This window comes from Kineosporia succinea, assembly GCF_030811555.1.
Classification (GTDB): domain Bacteria; phylum Actinomycetota; class Actinomycetes; order Actinomycetales; family Kineosporiaceae; genus Kineosporia; species Kineosporia succinea.
The window spans coordinates 612,544-630,857 of the sequence record NZ_JAUSQZ010000001.1 but is presented as its reverse complement, the minus strand read 5'-3'; the positions used below and the strand labels follow the sequence as shown (position 1 = coordinate 630,857).

The 18,314-nt window shown below is 72.4% G+C and carries 11 protein-coding genes; 9 read left to right on the top strand and 2 right to left on the bottom strand.

All coding sequences use genetic code 11. From position 1 onward, the window contains the following. Positions 1-50: 50 nt before the first annotated feature. The 5 genes from gatC to J2S57_RS02810 all read left to right on the top strand — a co-directional run bounded on the left by gatC (position 51) and on the right by J2S57_RS02810 (position 9,630). Positions 51-347: an Asp-tRNA(Asn)/Glu-tRNA(Gln) amidotransferase subunit GatC gene (gene gatC, locus J2S57_RS02830; protein ID WP_307237938.1), complete on the top strand. Its 297-nt coding sequence runs from the start codon at positions 51-53 to the stop codon at positions 345-347. Continuing rightward, entirely contained in the window at positions 347-1,888 is a 1,542-nt protein-coding gene (gene gatA / locus J2S57_RS02825) for an Asp-tRNA(Asn)/Glu-tRNA(Gln) amidotransferase subunit GatA (protein WP_307237936.1), read from the top strand. The genes gatC and gatA overlap by 1 nt, the downstream gene beginning before the upstream one ends. Continuing rightward, positions 1,885-3,426, top strand: coding sequence for an Asp-tRNA(Asn)/Glu-tRNA(Gln) amidotransferase subunit GatB (gene gatB / locus J2S57_RS02820; protein WP_307237934.1), 1,542 nt, complete (start codon positions 1,885-1,887; stop codon positions 3,424-3,426). Before gatA ends, gatB begins: the two co-directional genes overlap by 4 nt. A gap of 18 nt (positions 3,427-3,444) precedes the next feature. Continuing rightward, positions 3,445-5,763, top strand: coding sequence for a putative bifunctional diguanylate cyclase/phosphodiesterase (locus J2S57_RS02815; protein ID WP_307237932.1), 2,319 nt, complete (start codon positions 3,445-3,447; stop codon positions 5,761-5,763). Between the two features lie 195 nt (positions 5,764-5,958). Beyond that, a complete protein-coding gene (locus tag J2S57_RS02810) occupies positions 5,959-9,630 on the top strand; it encodes an acyltransferase family protein (protein ID WP_307237930.1) in 3,672 nt (1,223 codons plus the stop codon). Positions 9,631-9,640: 10 nt separating this feature from the next. Here the strand turns inward: J2S57_RS02810 and J2S57_RS02805 are convergent, their stop codons facing one another. Next, positions 9,641-10,819: a PQQ-dependent sugar dehydrogenase gene (locus tag J2S57_RS02805; RefSeq protein ID WP_307237928.1), complete on the bottom strand. Its 1,179-nt coding sequence runs from the start codon at positions 10,817-10,819 to the stop codon at positions 9,641-9,643. 68 nt (positions 10,820-10,887) lie between these two features. Further along, positions 10,888-11,574 carry a sirohydrochlorin chelatase gene (locus J2S57_RS02800; protein WP_307237925.1) on the bottom strand — a complete coding sequence of 229 codons (687 nt, stop codon included), beginning with the start codon at positions 11,572-11,574 and terminating at the stop codon, positions 10,888-10,890. Positions 11,575-11,697: 123 nt separating this feature from the next. Between J2S57_RS02800 and J2S57_RS02795 the strand changes: the two genes are divergently transcribed. The 4 genes from J2S57_RS02795 to J2S57_RS02780 all read left to right on the top strand — a co-directional run bounded on the left by J2S57_RS02795 (position 11,698) and on the right by J2S57_RS02780 (position 18,254). Continuing rightward, positions 11,698-12,327, top strand: a complete 630-nt coding sequence (locus J2S57_RS02795) for a SigE family RNA polymerase sigma factor (RefSeq protein ID WP_307237923.1) — start codon at positions 11,698-11,700, stop codon at positions 12,325-12,327. Next, positions 12,324-13,835: a hypothetical protein gene (locus J2S57_RS02790; protein ID WP_307237920.1), complete on the top strand. Its 1,512-nt coding sequence runs from the start codon at positions 12,324-12,326 to the stop codon at positions 13,833-13,835. The genes J2S57_RS02795 and J2S57_RS02790 overlap by 4 nt, the downstream gene beginning before the upstream one ends. A 72-nt stretch (positions 13,836-13,907) precedes the next feature. Further along, a complete protein-coding gene (gene ilvD / locus J2S57_RS02785) occupies positions 13,908-15,596 on the top strand; it encodes a dihydroxy-acid dehydratase (protein ID WP_307237917.1) in 1,689 nt (562 codons plus the stop codon). Positions 15,597-15,683: 87 nt separating this feature from the next. Continuing rightward, on the top strand, positions 15,684-18,254 hold the full coding sequence (locus tag J2S57_RS02780; protein WP_307237915.1) for a putative bifunctional diguanylate cyclase/phosphodiesterase: 2,571 nt from the start codon (positions 15,684-15,686) through the stop codon (positions 18,252-18,254). Positions 18,255-18,314 lie beyond the last annotated feature (60 nt).

Here is an 18,314-nt window from a genome sequence, read left to right as displayed (position 1 = left end):
GCCGACCACGACCGTTGCAACACCCGTCGATGACAAGGGAGATGCTCCTCATGCCCGCCATCTCGCGCGATGAGGTGGCCCACCTCGCCGGACTGGCCCGGATCGAGATGAGTCCCGACGAGCTGGACCGCATGGCCGGCCAGCTCGACGTGATCCTCGGAGCCGTGGCCCAGGTCCGTGAGGTGGCCGGGGACGACGTGCCCGCCACGTCGCACCCCATGCCACTCGTCAACGTGACCCGCCCGGACGTGCCGCGCGCCGGCCTGTCCGCGGAGCAGGCACTCGCGGGAGCCCCGGCCCAGCAGGAGCAGCGCTTCCGCGTCCCGCGCATTCTCGAGGAGGACTGATGAGCGAGCTCATCCGCCGCACCGCGGCCGACCTTTCGCAGCTGCTGTCCTCGGGCGAGGTCTCGTCCGTCGAGGTGACCCAGGCGCACCTCGACCGGATCGCCGAGGTCGACGGGGGCGTCCACGCGTTCCTGCACGTCGCCGGTGAGAAGGCGCTGGCCGACGCGGCCGCCGTCGACGCCGCGCGCGCCGCCGGCGAGGAGCTCGGCCCGCTGGCCGGTGTGCCGATCGCCGTGAAAGACGTGATGACCACCCAGGGCCTGCCCACCACGGCCGGCTCGAAGATGCTCGAGGGCTGGATCCCGCCCTACGACGCCACCGTGGTGCGGAAGCTGCGCGAGGCCCGCCTGGTCACGCTCGGCAAGACCAACATGGACGAGTTCGCGATGGGTTCCTCCACCGAGCACTCGGCCTACGGCCCCACCCGCAACCCGTGGGCGCTCGACCGCATCCCGGGCGGCTCCGGCGGTGGCTCGTCCGCCGCGCTCGCCGCCTTCGAGGCCCCGCTGGCGACCGGCACCGACACCGGCGGCTCGATCCGCCAGCCCGCGTCGGTCACCGGCACGGTCGGCGTGAAGCCGACCTACGGCGCGGTGTCCCGCTACGGCCTGATCGCCCTGGCGAGCAGCCTCGACCAGGCCGGCCCGTGCGCCCGCACCGTGCTCGACACGGCGCTGCTGCACGAGGTCATGGCCGGGCACGACCCGCTCGACTCGACCAGCCTCTCCGGCGGCTATCCCGACGTGGTGGCCGCCGCCCGCGCGGGCGCCACGCAGGGCATCGCCGGGATGAAGATCGGCGTCATCCGCGAACTGCACGGTGGCGACGGCGGTTACCAGGCCGGCGTGATGGCCCGCTTCGACGAGTCGCTGGCCCTGCTCACCAAGGCCGGCGCCGAGATCGTCGAGGTCTCCTGCCCGAGCTTCACCGCGGCCCTCGCGGCGTACTACCTGATCCTGCCCAGCGAGGCGAGCAGCAACCTGGCCAAGTTCGACGCCATGCGCTACGGCCTGCGCGTCGGCCCGGCCGGGGTCGAGGCGCCGAGCGCCGAGCAGGTCATGGCCGCCACCCGCGCCGCCGGTTTCGGCGACGAGGTGAAGCGCCGCATCATCCTCGGCACCTACGCGCTCTCGTCCGGCTACTACGACGCCTACTACGGCTCGGCCCAGAAGGTGCGCACGCTCATCCAGCGTGACTTCGCGGCCGCGTTCGAGCAGGCCGACGTGCTGGTCAGCCCGACCAGCCCGACCACGGCGTTCAAGCTCGGCGCCAAGCTCGACGACCCGCTGTCGATGTACCTGCAGGACGTCGCGACGATCCCGGCCAACCTCGCGGGTGTGCCCGGCATGTCGCTGCCCTCGGGCCTGGCCGACGAAGACGGCCTGCCCGCCGGCATCCAGCTGCTCGCCCCCGCCCAGGCCGACGACCGGCTCTACCGGGTCGGCGCCGCGCTCGAGGCCCTCCTCCACGAGGGCTGGGGCGGAAGCATTCTCGACAAGGCACAGGTGCTCGACGCCAAGACCCTGGAGGCGGTCCGATGACCTCGCTCAGCCAGTTCGCCGAGGTCCTCGACTACGACGAGGCCCTCGAAAAGTTCGACCCGGTGCTCGGTCTCGAGGTGCACGTCGAGCTGAACACCAACACCAAGATGTTCTGCGGCTGCTCCACGGAGTTCGGCGCCGAGCCCAACACCCAGGTCTGCCCGGTCTGCCTGGGTCTGCCGGGCGCGCTGCCGGTGCTGAACGCGATCGGCCTGGAATCGGCGATCCGTATCGGCCTGGCGCTGAACTGCTCGATCGCCTCATGGTGCCGGTTCGCCCGGAAGAACTACTTCTACCCGGACATGCCGAAGAACTTCCAGACCTCGCAGTACGACGAGCCGATCGCCTTCGAGGGCTACCTCGACGTCGAGCTCGAAGACGGTGAGGTCTTCCGGGTGCAGATCGAGCGCGCCCACATGGAGGAGGACACCGGCAAGTCGCTGCACATCGGTGGCGCGACCGGCCGGATCCAGGGCGCCGAGTACTCGCTCGTCGACTACAACCGGGCCGGCATCCCGCTGATCGAGATCGTCACCAAGCCGATCACCGGGGCGGGCTCGCGGGCCCCCGAGGTGGCCAAGGCCTACGTGTCCGCGCTGCGTGAGCTGCTGCGGGCGCTCAAGGTCAGTGACGTGAAGATGGAGCAGGGCTCGATGCGCTGCGACGTCAACGCGTCGCTGCGCCCCAGGGCCGCCGACCAGGACTCCGTGCCGCTGGGCACCCGCACCGAGACCAAGAACGTCAACTCGCTGCGCAGCGTCGAGCGCGCGGTGAAGTACGAGATCTCCCGGCACGCGGCGGTTCTCACCGGCGGCCAGAAGATCCTGCAGGAGACCCGGCACTGGCACGAAGACACCGGCATCACCACGTCGGGCCGGGAGAAGTCCGACGCCGAGGACTACCGGTACTTCCCGGAGCCCGACCTGGTGCCGATCCAGCCCGACCCGGCCTGGGTCGAGGAGCTGCGGGCCACGCTGCCCGAACCGCCTGCCCTGCGCCGTCGCCGGCTGCAGGGGGAGTGGGGCTTCTCCGACAAGGAGATGCGCGACCTCTACAACGCCGGTGCGGTCGAGCTGGTCGAGGCCACCGTCGCGGCCGGGGCCTCGTCGGCGTCGGCCCGCAAGTGGTGGACGGGTGAGCTGGCCCGTCTGGCCAACCAGGAAGAGAAGCCGCTGACCGAGATGCCGGTCACCCCGGCCCAGGTCGCGCAGCTGCAGGCCCTGGTCGACGCGGGCAAGCTGACCGACACCCTGGCCCGCCAGGCGCTCGAGGGCGTGCTGGCCGGCGAGGGGGACCCGGAGCAGGTCGTCGAGAAGCGCGGGCTGATCGTGGTCTCCGACGACGGCGCGCTGGGCGAGGCCGTCGACCGGGCGATCGCGGCCAACCCGGGTGTCGCCGACAAGATCCGGGCGGGCAAGGTGCAGGCCGCCGGCGCGCTGATCGGTGCGGTCATGAAGGAGATGCGGGGGAAGGCCGACGCGGCCCGGGTGCGCGAGCTCGTTCTGGAGCGGCTCCCGGTGGATTCGCCGGATGCCTAGATCCTCTCGTGAGTCTCGTTGACGACTCACACCTCCCACGGACGGGACGCCGCGTTCTGGACGGTGGCCGCACTGGCCGTCGTCTGCGCGGTGGTCCTGACCGTGGCCGGAATCTCCCACGGCATGGACGCCCGTTCGCTCGACACCGGTCTGACCGGCGGGGTGGCGCTGCTCAGCGGCGCCCTGCTGGTCGTCCGGGGCACCCGGCCCGTCGCCGTGCGGCACCTGCGGATCCTGGGCGCGGCCCTGCTCTGCTGGGGTGCCGGCCAGGTCGTCAATTCGCTCACGTCCGACGGGTTCCCGGGCGTGGGCGACGTGATCGCCTTCCTCGCGGCGCCTCTCGGGGTGTGGGGCCTGCTGTCGGTGCCGCGCGCGGTGCCGGGCCGGCACCCCGCCTGGCGCCTGGGCCTGGACTCGGTGCTGCTCGGCGTCACCGTGGCCCTGCCCGCCTGGCACTTCGCCTTCGCCGGGCCGCTCACCGGGCGGCCGCTCGACGCCCAGGCCGTCACCGCGGTGCTGGTGCTCATCGCCGACCTGACCGTCATCTGTTTCGCGACCCTCGCGTACGTCCGCGACCTCGACCGCAACCTGCTCATCGCGTGCGTCGGGGCCGGGCTCTACACGATCGGCGACCTGGTGACGATGCGCGCCGGTCTGCTCGACGCCCAGCCCTGGCCCTGGTGGGCCGCGCTGCTGTGGTGCCTGGCCTGGCCGGTGATCGCCTACGGGCTGCTGCACTACGAGCCCGGTCAGCCCGACGAACTGCACGACCCGGTCGACCCGGACGCCCGCGGCGTCATCATCACCACCACGGCCAGCCTGGTGCTGCTGATCGTGTCGCTGGCCGCGCTGCTGGTCGACGACGACACCGACAAGGTCGCGCTGGTGCTCGTCATGATGGCCGTGGTGGTGTTCGGCGGCCGCGAGATGCTGAACACCCGCATCCGCTCGGCCCTGCTGCGCCGCCTGAACGAGGAGGCCACGGCCGACCCGCTGACCGGCCTGGCGAACCGGCGCGTGCTGCAGGCCCAGATGGCGCGTCTGCAGCACGGTGAGCCGTGGTGCCTGCTCACCGTCGACCTCGACGGCTTCAAGGACGTCAACGACCTGCTCGGCCACGCCACCGGCGACAAGCTGCTGGTCGCCGTGGCCCACCGCCTGGCCGCCGCCGTGCCGCCGAACGCCCTGGTCAGCCGGATCGGGGGCGACGAGTTCGCGGTGCTCCTGCCGGGCAGCCTGCAGGTCGGTACCCAGGTCGGCCAGACCGTCGTCACCGCCGTGCGGCAGTCGGCCGCCGACGTCGAGGGCGTCACCCGGGTCGAGGTCTCGGCCAGCATCGGGGTCGCCGCGGTCGACGCCAAGGCCACCGTCGAAGACGGTGTGGAAAGGGCCACGCCGCTGGCCATCCCGGCCGACGACGGCAACTCCCCGGACGACGAGACCCCGGTCGTCGAGCCCCTCGGCGCCCTCTCCGCCTCCGGTGCGGCCCTGCGCGTGGCCAAGGCCAGTGGCCGTAACCGCGTCGAGGTCTACAACTCCACCGTCGCGCGTATCCGTCAGCGTCGTCTGCGGGTCGAGGAACGGCTGCGCACCGCCGTCGAGACCGGCGCCATCACCGTGCAGTTCCAGCCCATCGTCGATCTCCGCCGCGGCGTCGTGACCAGCGCCGAGGCCCTGGCCCGGTGGACCGACCCGGTGCTCGGCCGGGTCGGCCCCGACGAGTTCATCACCGTGGCCGAGCAGACCGGCCTGGTCGTCGACATCGGCGAGCAGATCATGAAGGCCACGCTCTCCAGCGCCGTGAAGGAAGGCCTGTTCGACCGCGGCCTGCGCATCAACTGCAACGTCTCGCCGGTGCAGCTGCGGGTGCCGGGCTTCCACCAGGTGGTGCAGGAGGCCCTGACCGCCCACGGTGCGCCCACCGAGCAGTTCGTCATCGAGGTCACCGAGCAGGTGCTCGTCGAGGAGGGCCAGGCGGCCCAGACACTGCACCGGCTCGCGGCCCTCGGGCTGACCATCGCGATCGACGACTTCGGCACCGGCTACTCGGCGCTGGGCTACCTCCAGCGTCTGCCCGCCGACATCCTCAAGATCGACCGGGCCCTCACCAGCAGCCTGATCACCGAGCCCCGGTCCCGGGCGATCACCCGTGCGGTGCTCGACCTGAGCCGCACGGTCGGGGTCAGCGTGGTGGTCGAGGGCGTCGAGACCAGCCAGGTCGACGACCTGGTGCGACGCATGGGCGTCGGGTTCGGCCAGGGGCTGCACTACGGGCACGCGATGAGTGCCGCCGATCTCGCCGCGATGGCCGACCGGCTCTCCCGTTCCGGCGCCTAGCCGCCGTCCTTTCCGCACCTCGACCGGCCTTCCCGGGCCGTTCGGGCTGCCGCGTCACGCCCTTCGTCCCTCGCTGCGAAATATTTGGTAAAGATGCGTTTAGATTGCTCTGGGCACTTATTGGCCCGATAACATCCGTTATGGCCTTGCCGGACGGCTGGGTGGCGCAGTCGACGGAAGGCGAGGAGCCATCGGATGGCCGACCTGCAGGAGCCCCGGCCTGTCCCGAGTCGGCGCTCCGGCCGTCGTGCCGCGCCCGCCGCGCCGTCCGCCACGCCTCCCGGTGACTTCCCGGCCGGAGCCCACGAGCCCCTGCCCGGGCACCGCCGCGCCGAGGGGCACCGCGCGCCCGCGATCACCGCGCCGAACGGCATGCCGGTGCTGGACGCGCTGCGCGACCGCCGTCAGCGCACGGGCGAGATGTACCTGCAGCGCGACGACGCGACCCCGGCCGCTGCCGATCACCGCCCCCTGAACACGTATCTGCCCGAGTTCAGCCAGACCCCCGAAACGCCCTCCCGTGCGCCGGAAGCCGAGCCCCAGCAGTTCCGCTCGCGGGCCGAGCGCCGGCGCGCCGAGGGGCGCCGGGCGGCGCAGGTGCACCAGGCGTCCCCGGTCGGGAGGGGGCCTGAGGGCATGGCGGGTGCCGGTGGACGCGTCGGTGCCCCCGAGCCGGGCGGCCCCCGGCAGGCGCGGGGAGACGCCGGTGCCGATGGACGCGTCGGGGGCCCCGGGAGGACGGCCGCCCGCCCGCCCGCGGAAACCCCTGCGAACGCTGAGGAAAGGCCCTGGTGGGAGGGGCGCGCGGCGGGGAGTCCGCACGACCGTCCGGGGTCGGCGGCGCCGTCCGGGGGAAGCGGGTCCGGAGCTGCGGCCCCCACCGCTGGTGCCGGTGGCGAGCCGGGGCTGGACGCGTTGTCGGGCGGGCGGACTCGTCCGGGGGGTGAGGTGGCGCGGCGTCCCCTGATGCCGTTCGGCCCTGGCGACGTGGAGTCCGGAAAGCAGCCGGCGCCGGGTCCGCGGACCTCGGCGCCGAAGCGTCCCGGGTTCGATCCGGCCCGCCTGGCCGCCGCCGGGACTCCCACCCCGGATGCCGGTTTCGCCGCGGCCGCGGGTCTGAGGCGCCGTCCGCAGGATGCCGCGCCCGCGCTCGGTGGCGCGAATCCCGGCGGTAGGGCTCCCGGTGGCACGAACCCGGGTGGTGCGGTTGCCGGTGGTGCCGCCCTGGACGACGTGGATCTCCGGGGCACGGTTCCTGGTGAAGCGGTTCCGGGGGAAGCGGGTCCTGGCGGTGTGGCCGTCGGCGGCGCGAACCGGCGCGGTCTGGTTCCGGGTAAAGCGGTCCCGGGCGGAGCTGCGGGTGGGGCGCTGGCTCGGCAGGAGGGGGGTCCGGTGGTCCGGCCGTCCGGGGGACGTGAAGCCGGCGAACCCGACGGCGCGCGTGATCGGTTGCCGGAGAGAGACTTCCGGGGCGGGGCGGCGGGGTATCGGGTCGAGGCGTCCGTGCGTTCACCACACCGGGGGACGGCGGTGCCGAGTGTCTCGGAGATCGCGTCCCGGATGCCGGCGCCGGACTTCGGGGTCTCGGCGCGGCGCCCGGAGCCGGAGACCGACCACGAAATCGACGACCGCGCACACGCCCACGACGCCACCCCCGACTTTGACGCCCGTGACGGCAACGTTGCCAACGGTCACGACGCCGAGACGAAGCGCGATCCAGGGCGGGAGCCCCGGTTCGGCAGGGCTTCCCGGGAGCAGGGACGGGAGCAGGGACGGGGTGCGGCTCCAGTCGCTCGTCGCCATCCGGTGCCGACGACTCCTCCCGGCTTCCAGTCGGTGCAGCACGCGGGCGCCGGGCTCGGCGATCCGCAGGCGTTCTGGACCCAGGACCTGCCCGTCCCCGGACGCGGCCCCTCCCGGCCGGGCAACCGCGACGGCGCTGGCCGGCTCGGCGGGAACGAGGGACAGGACCGGTACGGCCGTCAGGATCGGCCCGCCCGTCAGGGTGCGTACGGCGATCAGGATGAGGACGACCAGGACGGGTACCAGGACGCGTACCGGGAGGAGGACGGCCAGGACGGGTACCGGGACGAGGGTGACCAGGACGGGTACCGGGACGAGGACGACCAGGACGGGTACCGGGACGAGGGTGACCAGGACGGGTACCGGGACGAGGGTGACCAGGACGGGTACCGGGACGAGGGTGACCAGGACGGGTACCGGGACGAGGGCGACCAGGACGCCTACCGAGCCCGGGACGCGTATCAGGACGGGTACCAGGGCCACGACGGGTACCGGGAGCACGACGACCGGCACCACCACGCCGCCGGGCCGTTCGACGAGGGCGACCTGCGGCTGAAGAGTCCCCGGCAGCTCACCGCCGAGGCCTTCAACCGCCAGCAGCGCGAGGAACGCGCCCGCGAACAGCGCGCCCGCGACGACTCCGACGCGATGTGGCTGACCCAGCTCTCCCGCCCCGTCACCCCGGAGAACCTGTTCCGGCCCCACCAGCCACCGGCCGACCAGAACCGTTACGCCCCGGCCCAGTACGCCCCCGACCGCACCCCTGACCGAGCCCTCGACCGAGCCCACGACCGAGCCCCCGACCGCACCCCCGGCCGTCAGCACCCGGGTGACCACCCGGACCCCCGCCACCCCGGCAACCAGTGGCAGCGAGCGCAGGCGCGACCACCGCGTCCGTCATCGGCACCGCACCAGGCGCCCGACGGCCACGGACACCCCAGCAACCCGCCCGCCCGTCCGCGACTGGCCTGGATCGACACCGCCCGGGGCCTGGCGATCAGCCTGGTCGTCTTCATCCACGCCTCGCAGTGGATGCAGGAGTCGACCATCAGCACCCCGCTGTGGAACGACATCAACGAGATCGTCAGCACCCTGCGGATGCCCCTGTTCTTCATGTGCGCCGGCCTTCTCGCGACCAAGTGGCTCTACCAGTCGTGGGCCGACCTGCTCTCCAAGAAGGTCTTCTTCCTGGGCTGGGTGTATCTGCTGTGGCAGGTGGTGGGCTCGTTCCAGGCCGTCGTGGCCTCGACCGTGACCGGTGACGACCTGTCCCCGATGCGAATGGCCCTGTCGCTGGCCCTGACTCCGGCCCGCCCCCGCTTCGAGCTGTGGTTCATCTGGGCCCTGGCCATCTTCTTCGTCGTGGCCCGCCTCTGTTCCCGGTTCCCCCTGGCCCCGCAGCTCGCGATCGGCGCGCTGCTCGGCGGGGTCGCGTTCTCGCACCTGGTGCCGGAGGTCAACCTGGGCTGGAACGGCGTGCCGAAGTACTACCTGTTCTTCCTGATCGGCTGCTACTACCGTCCGCTGCTGCTGGCCCTGGCCGCACGCGTCACCCGGCAGTTGGCGATCGGGGCGATCGTGGGCTGGCTGGTGCTGGCGTCGGTCGCCTACTTCACCGGTGTGCTCTACCTGCCGCTGGTCGGTGTGGTCGTGCGCATCCTGGGCCTGGTCACGGGCATCGGCCTGGCGGTGCTGCTGCAGGACGTGAAGCTGTTCGCCTACCTGGGCTCCCGCACCCTGCCGATCTACCTGGCCCACACCCCGATCCTCGTGGTCATGGTGGCCGTGCTCGACCCGGTCGCGAGTTCCGGTGCGGTGCAGGCGGTCAAGTGGATCCTGCCGTTCGTGCTGACCGTCCCGGCGATCTGGCTGGCGCTGAAGGTGAACGAGGGGCTGATGAAGACCCCGGCGCGGATGCTCTACGAACCTCCGCAGAATCTCACCGATCTCGTGCGGGACACGGTCGGCGGACGGCCCCGGGGCGCGCAGCCGATGCCGAAGGACATGGTGCCCGGCCTGACCCGGCAGCCGTTCGACCGGCAGCTCGAGAACGTGCTGATGTAGCTGCTCGTGGCTACTTCAGGTCGACGCGCAGCACCCGGTCGTCGAGACGGCCGGGGTCACCGCGTCCGTCGGTGTTGGACGTCGTGATCCACAGGTTCCCTCCGGGGGCCGCGGCCACGCTGCGGATGCGCCCGAAACGACCGCGGAAGAAGCTCTTCGGCGTCCCGGCGCTCTTGTCCTTCAACGGAACCGCCCACAGGCGTTCCCCGCGCAGGGCACCCAGGTAGGCCACGTCGTCCACTATCGCGAGACCGCTGGGGGACGCGACATCGGTGTGCCACTGCACCTTCGGCGACACGAATCCCGCCTTGGTCTTCTTGCCCTCGACCACCGGCCAGCCGTAGTTCTTACCGGGCAGGATGCGGTTCAGCTCGTCCCAGGTGTCCTGCCCGAACTCGGCCGCCCAGGGCCGCTTCTTCGAGTCGAACGCGATGCCCTGCACGTTGCGGTGGCCCATCGAGTAGACCGGTGAATCCCTGAACGGGTTGTCGTCCGGCACCGTTCCGTCGCCGTTGACGCGCAGGATCTTGCCGCCCAGGTTCTTCCGGTCCTGCGCGTTGCTGGTCTGCGCGCCGTCGCCCGTGCCGATCCAGAGCTTGTTGTCCGGCCCGATCTTCAGGGCCCCGCCGTTGTGGATGCTCGAGGCCGGGATCCCGGTCAGCACCGCCTTCGGGCGGCTGAGCCGGCTGCCGTCGAAACTCATCCGCACGACCCGGTTGTCACCCCGCGTGCTGTGAACGTAGGCCCAGACATTGACGGGCTGGGCCCGGGTCGGCTTCGCGCTCGGTTTCGTCGCGAGCCCCAGCAGGCCCCCCTCGCCGTCGTCACTGACACCCGGCACGGTGCCCACGGCCGTCTTCTTCCCGGTCCTGCTGATGCGCACCACGTCACCGCTGGGCCGCTCCGACACCAGCGCCGAGCCGTCGGCCAGGAACGTCACGCCCCAGGGCACGTCCAGTTTCGTCGCCAGCGTCCGGCCCAGCGTGATCTTCTTCGGGATCCGGCTCGAGGACGCGCCGGTCGCCGAGGCGCTCGGCCCACCTTCCGGAACGGTCGTGGCGGGCCGGGTGATCGGCTCACCCGCCGATCCCGGAGGCAGGGCGGACTTCGCGGGTTCCGATCCTCCGGCACACCCGGTCAGCGCGAACACGACGAGTGACCCGGCGGCGATCGAACGTGACGTCTTCACCTGCCTGATCCTGCTGGAACCGGCCGCGTTGTGCGAGCCGTCACGCACCGGACGGCGCAGTCAGCCCCTCACCCGAGGGCCTCGTCGAAACGCCGCAGCGCCAGCTCGACCAGGGCGTCGTGCGGTGCCAGCGGAGCGGTGACCCGGTCGGCGCCCGCGCGGTGCAGCTTGCTGCCGAAGTACCCGGGGGCCAGGAGATATCCGGCGACCGTGACGTGCTCGTGGTCCTGCCGCAGCGTCGCGACGGCCTCGGCCACGTCCGGGTTCCCGGCCGCGGCGTACGCCGGGACCACGGCGACCCCGCCGCGCGCGGAGGACAGCGTGGCGGCCATCCGCTCCACCGCCCGCGCGGCCTCCGGATCGCTGGAACCGGTGGCGGCCAGCACGATCGCGTCGTCGTCACCCGCCCCGGACTCGGCCAGGCGGTGCTGCAGGACCTCGACGAGCACCGGGTCGGGGCCGAGCGGACCGGCCGCCCGGGCCAGCCCACCGGTGCCGGCCACCGCCCGGCCGATGTCGTTCTTCACGTGGAAACCGGTCGAGAGCAGCAACGGGACCACCACACTCGGCGTACCCCGCGAGACCAGCCCGTCCACCACGTCCGCGATCGACGGCTCCTGCACGTCGACGTAGGCCTCGGCCACCCGCAGACCCGGCCGCGCCCGGGCCAGGTCGTCGCGGAACTGCTCGATCACCTCCTGCCCGGAGGCTGAGCGGGTGCCGTGCGAGCAGGCGATCAGAACGGGATCCGGCATGGTCGCGCAGTCTGGCACGCCGGGCCCGGCAGATCGAGAAAAGATTCCGGCGGACGAGCAAACCCCAGGGGCATCAGCAGCGTCCTGGTTGCTGTCCAAGTTGTTGCCTGTGGGGGAGTCCACGTGATCGCCTTGCTACCAGCGCTGCGCTTCCGGCGCATGCTGTCCCGACCGGTGCCACCACCGGAATCCTTCCGGGGGGAGGGAACGGCGGCCCTCGACCTGGACGAGGAGTCGGCCGAGCTCGGATTCCGGCGGTTCGTGGCGGCCCGCTGGGGTGCCCTGCAGCGGTACGCGTTCCTGCTCACCGGCGACCACCAGCTCGCCGAGGACGTGGTGCAGGCGGCGCTGGAGAAGTGCTGGCGGCGCTGGGAGAAGATCCGCAACGACTCGCCCGAGGGCTACGTGCGGGCCGCGATCGCGAACACCGCGGCGTCCCGCCGGCGCCGGCGCACGGTGCCGGAGACGTCGCTCGACAGTCTGCTGGTCCCCCCGGCCGCACCCCACGACCACGCGGAGACGCACGCCCTGCGGTCCGGGCTCTGGGCCGGTCTGCGTGACCTGCCTCCGCGCCGGCGCACGATCGTGGTGCTGCGGCTGTGGGAGGACCGCTCGGTCGAGGAGACCGCGCGGATGCTGGGCATCTCGACCGGCGCGGTGAAGTCCCAGCTGTCCAAGGCGGTCTCGACCCTCAGGGAGCATCCCGGGGTCCGTGACCTGCTCCAGAACACCGGTGGGGAGGCCGTCCGATGAGGAACACCGACGATCGGCTGGTGCGTGAGGTGAAGGCCGTGCTCGACGACGTGGACCAGGCGCTCGCGGCCCGTCCCGCCCCGACGCCGCCGTGGGAGGACATCCAGGCGTTCGTGAGGCGCTCACGGGAACGGCGCCGGCGGCGGGTCGCTCTGGTGGCGGCGGCCGCTCTCCTGATCGGGGTCGTCGTCACGCAGGTGAGGGTCCTTCAGTCGTCCGACCAGGGGCGGCCGCAGCCGGCGGCGCCCTCGTTCGAGAAGTGGGACACGACGCGGGGATCGCTGAAGGACGACGACGGCTGGCTCTCCGACTTCCGCGACTTCGCGGCCTCCAGCGACGTGGCCGGCCCGGAGAGCACCGGAGAACCTCTCCCGGAGCCCGGCCGGAACGTGAAGGTGCTGTTCGCCTCGGACATCGGTGAGTACCGGGTCGCGGTGGTGACGGCCGACTGGGCGTCGAACGAGGACACCCAGATCGCCGAGTTCATCGGCGTGCGCGGGGCCGCCGCCGACGCTCTGGTACCGGGGGACAACGGCGCCACGTCGCTCGCGGACAGCGGGAGCCTCTACCAGGGGATCGTCGCCCCGGACCTGCTGCCCGAGGGCACGACGGTGGACCCGGACTCGGCCGCCGTCTACGTGCTGGCCACCGGCGACGTGCCGACGGTGCAGCTGCAGCAGCCGCCGACGATCGCCGCCGACGGCAAGGTCACGCAGAACACCCGCATCCTGGAGTTCGACGGCGGTGCGGCCCAGGCGGACATCTCGGCGGGTGGGCACTACGCGGTGGTCATCCCGTCGGTGATGCGCAGCGGGAGTGAGTACGCGGTGCAGGAGGGGTACCAGGACTTCACGGCCGGGGCCGGGGTCGACCCGGGCCGTTTGCCGATCACGGCGGATCCGGTGCGCGGCAACCAGAGTCGCGTCGCCGCGATCGTGGAGCAGCTGGCGCTGTCCACCTGGATGGCGGTGCGGCAGCCGACCGACACAGGGGAGTGGCAGCTGCTGCTGGCCGAGCCGGGTGGGCTGACGGCCACCGGGCCGAAGCGGGTGGTCGTGGGGGTGCTGACCCTGCCGAGCGGGGCCCGGGTGGTCGGGGCCGGGCAGGTCGAGGCGGACACCTCCGACGACGGGTCGGCCGGGCTCTCCTGGCTCGACACGGCGCGGCTGCTGCCGGCCGGTGACATGGGCGACGTGGCGATCGCGTGGCGTGCGGCGGACTCGCGCACGGTCGCGGTGGGGCCTGCCGGCACCGAGTCGGTGGGGTGGACCACGGCCGACGGCCAGAAGCTCTCCGGGCCGGCCGTCGACACGCTGGCCACGATCGACCACGACGACATCACCTCGGTGCGCTTCCTCGACGGCCAGGGGAAGGAACTCGGGGTGCAGACGGTGCTGGAGCCGGCGGCCGGGATCGAGAGGGAGTTCGGTGAGCAGACGCTCGAGGCTCCCGACCTGATCGCGGCCTGGCAGCTCCCGGAGATCGAGGACGGCCTGGCCGGGTTCTGAGAACCCTTGGGAAAACGCGGGCGGGCTCCGGTTCCGGAGCCCGCCCGGCGGCGCGGCGTACAGTCACGTGACGTGACTGACATCAAGCCGCGCAGCCGGCAGGTGACGGACGGGATCGAGGCCACGGCCTCGCGGGGCATGCTCCGCGCGGTCGGCATGGGCGACGACGACTGGGTGAAACCCCAGATCGGCGTGGCCAGTTCGTGGAACGAGATCACCCCGTGCAACCTCAGTCTCGACCGGCTGGCCAAGGCCGTGAAGGACGGGGTGCACGCCGGCGGCGGCTATCCGCTCGAGTTCGGCACGATCAGCGTCAGCGACGGCATCTCGATGGGGCACGAGGGCATGCACTTCTCGCTGGTGTCGCGCGAGGTGATCGCCGACAGCGTCGAGACCGTCATGCAGGCCGAGCGCCTCGACGGCAGCGTGCTGCTGGCCGGGTGCGACAAGTCGCTGCCGGGCATGCTGATGGCCGCGGCCCGGCTCGACCTGGCGTCCGTGTTCCTCTACGCCGGGTCGATCCTGCCGGGCAAGGCCACGTTCACCGACGGCACCGAGAAGGACGTCACGCTGATCGACGCCTTCGAGGGGGTCGGCGCCTGCGCCCGGGGCCTGATGAGCCGCGAGGACCTGGACATCCTGGAACGCGCCATCTGCCCCGGTGAGGGTGCCTGCGGCGGGATGTACACGGCCAACACGATGGCGAGCGCGGCCGAGGCGCTGGGCATGTCCCTGCCCGGTTCGGCGGCGCCCCCGGCCACCGACCGGCGGCGTGACGGGTTCGCGCGGAAGTCCGGGGAGGCGGTGATCAACCTGCTGCGCCGGGGGATCACGGCGCGGGACATCCTGACCAAGGAGGCCTTCGAGAACGCGATCGCGGTGGTGATGGCGTTCGGCGGCTCGACCAACGCGGTGCTGCACCTGCTGGCGATCGCGCACGAGGCCGAGGTGCCGCTGACGCTCGACGACTTCGCCCGGGTCGGGGCCCGGGTGCCGCACCTGGCCGACGTGAAACCGTTCGGGCGCTACGTGATGTTCGACGTCGACCGGGTGGGTGGCGTGCCGGTGGTGATGAAGGCCCTGCTCGACGCCGGGCTGATGCACGGCGACGTGCTCACCGTGACCGGGTCGACCATGGCCGAGAACCTGGCCGGGATCGACCCGCCCGACCTGGACGGCAAGGTCGTCCGGGCGCTGGGCGAGCCGATCCACCGCACCGGCGGCATCACCGTGCTGCACGGTTCGCTGGCACCCGAGGGCGCGGTGGTGAAGAGCGCCGGGTTCGACAGTGACGTGTTCGAGGGCACCGCGCGGGTGTTCGAGCGGGAGCGGGCGGCGCTCGACGCGCTGGAGGACGGCACGATCGCGGCCGGGGACGTGGTGGTCATCCGGTTCGAGGGGCCGAAGGGCGGGCCCGGGATGCGCGAGATGCTGGCGATCACCGGGGCGATCAAGGGCGCCGGGCTGGGCAAGGACGTGCTGCTGCTGACCGACGGGCGGTTCTCGGGCGGCACCACCGGGTTGTGCGTAGGGCACGTGACGCCGGAGGCGGTGGACCGCGGGCCGATCGCGGCCGTGCGGGACGGTGACCGGATCCGGCTGGACGTCGCCTCCGGCACGCTCGACCTGCTGGTGCCGGCCGACGAGATCGATTCCCGTATGCGTGATTTCGCGCCGTTACCGCACAAGTACACCCGGGGCGTCCTGGCCAAGTACACGAAACTGGTCGGATCGGCCTCCGGGGGCGCCGTCCTGGGTTAGGACGCTCAACCGGCGTCACCCGGTTGCCGAACCTCCTTCCCAGGACCCGGTGGGTCCGACGGGGGAAAGTGGTTCACGGGTGGACTCATGCTGATGTGGCTGATCGCGACCGTGGTGGTGTTCGGGGGCGTCGCCCTGGCGAACGTCGCCGTCGCCGTGCGCGAGCCGGACTACCGCCGCGCCTCGGCGCTGTCCGGCCTCGGGTGCCTGATCTGGGGTGGTATCTCGGTCGGGACCCTGACCGGGATGCCCGACGCCTGGTTCTGGGGCCTGGGCCGTCCCGCCGTCCTGCTCGTCTTCCTGGCCGCGAGTTCCGGCCTCGGGCATGCGGTCTCGCCCCGTGAGGCGTGGGAGACCCTGGTCGAGGGCTGGCTGCAGATGGCCGGTCTGGTCGGGTTCGCCTGGATCCTGGTGCGCGAGCAGAACTGGCTGCCGGTCCGGGAGGACGTCGCCTGGACCCTGGCCTGGCTGCTGCCGGTGCTGCTGATGTCGAGCTTCGCCTGCGGCATCGCGGTGCGGGCCGAGCGCGGCCAGCGCCGGGCGGCCGCGATGGCGGTCGCCGCGGCGGTCCTGGCCCTGCTCGGTGACGTGCTGGCCCTGGCCACCCGCACCGAGGCGGGCATCCCGCTCTGGGCGGCCTCCGCCGTGGTGATGGCCCAGAGCACGGTCTGGGACGCCGGCAACGTCTTCCGCAACCCGGTGCTGGCGATCCGGCCCCGCCGCCTGCGCTGGTGGCAGCTGCCGATCCCGTTCGCGGCCCTGCTCGTGCTCTTTCCCGGTCAGCCCGCCGACCCGGTCACCGGCGTGCTGCTCACCGGCATCTCGATCGCCGTGTTCGCCAACATGATCGGCCAGTCCGGGCAGAGCGAGCGGCTCTGGGACGACCTGACCGCCCGCAGCGAGCTGTACGAGGAGCTGCTGGAGGACACCCAGGACGTGATCCTCCAGGTCGACGACTTCGGGGTGATCGAGTTCGCCAACCCGGCCTCGCAGCGCGTGCTCGGCATGCGCCCGGAGCAGCTGGTCGGCACCACTCTGATGGACTACCTGCACCGTGACGACCAGCGGATGGCCGGCACCGTGGCCGGGGCGCCGCAGTGGCGCCGGGGCGAGCAGCGGGTCGAGACGCGGTTCCTGCCCGTGCTGCCCGGCGTGCCCGCCGAGGTTCCCGAACCGCCCCGGCAGCAGGGCGTCCTGGGCAACCTGTGGGCCGCGCACGAGTCCCGCTGGCGGGTGATCGAGTGGGGCATCACGCCCCGCGACGACGGTGGTGCGGTGCTCGTCGGCCGGGACGTCTCGGACCGGGTGCGCATGCAGGGCGAACTCCTCGACGCCGCCCAGACCGACTCCCTCACCGGCCTTCTCAACCGCACGGCCTTCCTGGAGGCGGTCAACACCCGGCTCGCGGCCGGGGAACCGGTCGCCGTCATGTTCATCGACCTCGACAACTTCAAGGAGGTCAACGACACGATGGGCCACGCCGAGGGCGACCGGCTGCTGCACCGCGCGGCCGAGTGCCTGCGGCAGGCGGCCGGCCCGGGCGACGCGGTGGCCCGGCTCGGCGGCGACGAGTTCGCGGTGATGCCGGCCTCGGCCACCGAGGACGCCGCCCGGGCGGCGGCGGACGCGGTGGTCACCGCCTTCAACGGGTTCGACGAGTCGGCGCACGGCCGGCCCTCGGTCTCGGCCAGCCTGGGCCTGGTGATCGCCGACCCGGCCGTCACCCGCACCGCCCGCGAGGTGCTGCGCGACGCCGACCTGGCGATGTACCGGGCCAAGCAGCGGGGCGGCGCCGGGGTCGTGGACTTCGAGCCGTGGATGTCGGAGCGGGTGATGGAGCACCACCGGCTGCGCGGTGACCTGGAGACGGCGGTGCGCGACGAGAGCCTGTCGCTGTACCTGCAGCCGGTGGTCGACCTGCACACCCGGCAGTGGGAGGGCTTCGAGGCGCTGGTGCGCTGGCCGGTCGGGGCCGAGACCTGGTCTCCCGCCCAGTTCCTGCCGGTGGCCGAGGAGAGCGGCCTGATCGTGCCGATGGGCGCCTGGGTGCTGCGCGAGTCGCTGCGGCAGCTGGCCGGCTGGCGCGACCCCCGGCTGGGCATGGCGGTGAACGTCTCGGCGCAGCAGCTGGTCGGCACCGACTTCTACGACATCACCATGGAGGCCCTGACCGACAGCGGCATCGCACCCGACCGGCTCACCCTGGAGATCACCGAGCAGGCCGCGATCCAGGACCTGGGCCGCACCGCGTCCCGCCTGGAGCTGCTGCGCTCCGAGGGCGTGCACGTGGCGATCGACGACTTCGGCACCGGCTTCTCGTCGCTGCAGTACCTGTCCCGGCTGCCCGTCGACATCCTCAAGATCGACCGCAAGTTCGTCTGGGGGCTGGGGCAGCAGGCCGAGGACGACGTGCTGGTGCGCTCGATGCTGGGCCTGGCCGCCGAACTGGGCCTGGAGGTGATCGCCGAGGGCGTCGAGACCCGGCGTCAGGCCGAGCTGCTGCTGGAGTACGGCTGCCGCCTGGCCCAGGGCTTCCTGTTCTCCCCGCCCCGCCCGATCGAGGAGCTGAGGGCGAGCGACCCGTTCGTCAGCCCGGCCCCTCCGATGCTCGCGATGCCCTATCCGCGGCCCTCGAGCGACCAGCCGGTGACCGGTTGAGAACCGCATGATCACCAACGGTTGAGACCGCGCGCGTCCGGGGCATTTGTGCGGGTCGCC

Bases quoted from the DNA above. Each gene is read 5' to 3' on its own strand.
- J2S57_RS02780 (WP_307237915.1), top strand. From the start codon at position 15,684: ATGCTGATGTGGCTGATCGCGACCGTGGTGGTGTTCGGGGGCGTCGCC.
- J2S57_RS02790 (WP_307237920.1), top strand. From the start codon at position 12,324: ATGAGGAACACCGACGATCGGCTGGTGCGTGAGGTGAAGGCCGTGCTC.
- gatC (WP_307237938.1), top strand. From the start codon at position 51: ATGCCCGCCATCTCGCGCGATGAGGTGGCCCACCTCGCCGGACTGGCC.
- J2S57_RS02800 (WP_307237925.1), bottom strand. From the start codon at position 11,574: ATGCCGGATCCCGTTCTGATCGCCTGCTCGCACGGCACCCGCTCAGCC.
- gatA (WP_307237936.1), top strand. From the start codon at position 347: ATGAGCGAGCTCATCCGCCGCACCGCGGCCGACCTTTCGCAGCTGCTG.
- gatB (WP_307237934.1), top strand. From the start codon at position 1,885: ATGACCTCGCTCAGCCAGTTCGCCGAGGTCCTCGACTACGACGAGGCC.
- J2S57_RS02810 (WP_307237930.1), top strand. From the start codon at position 5,959: ATGGCCGACCTGCAGGAGCCCCGGCCTGTCCCGAGTCGGCGCTCCGGC.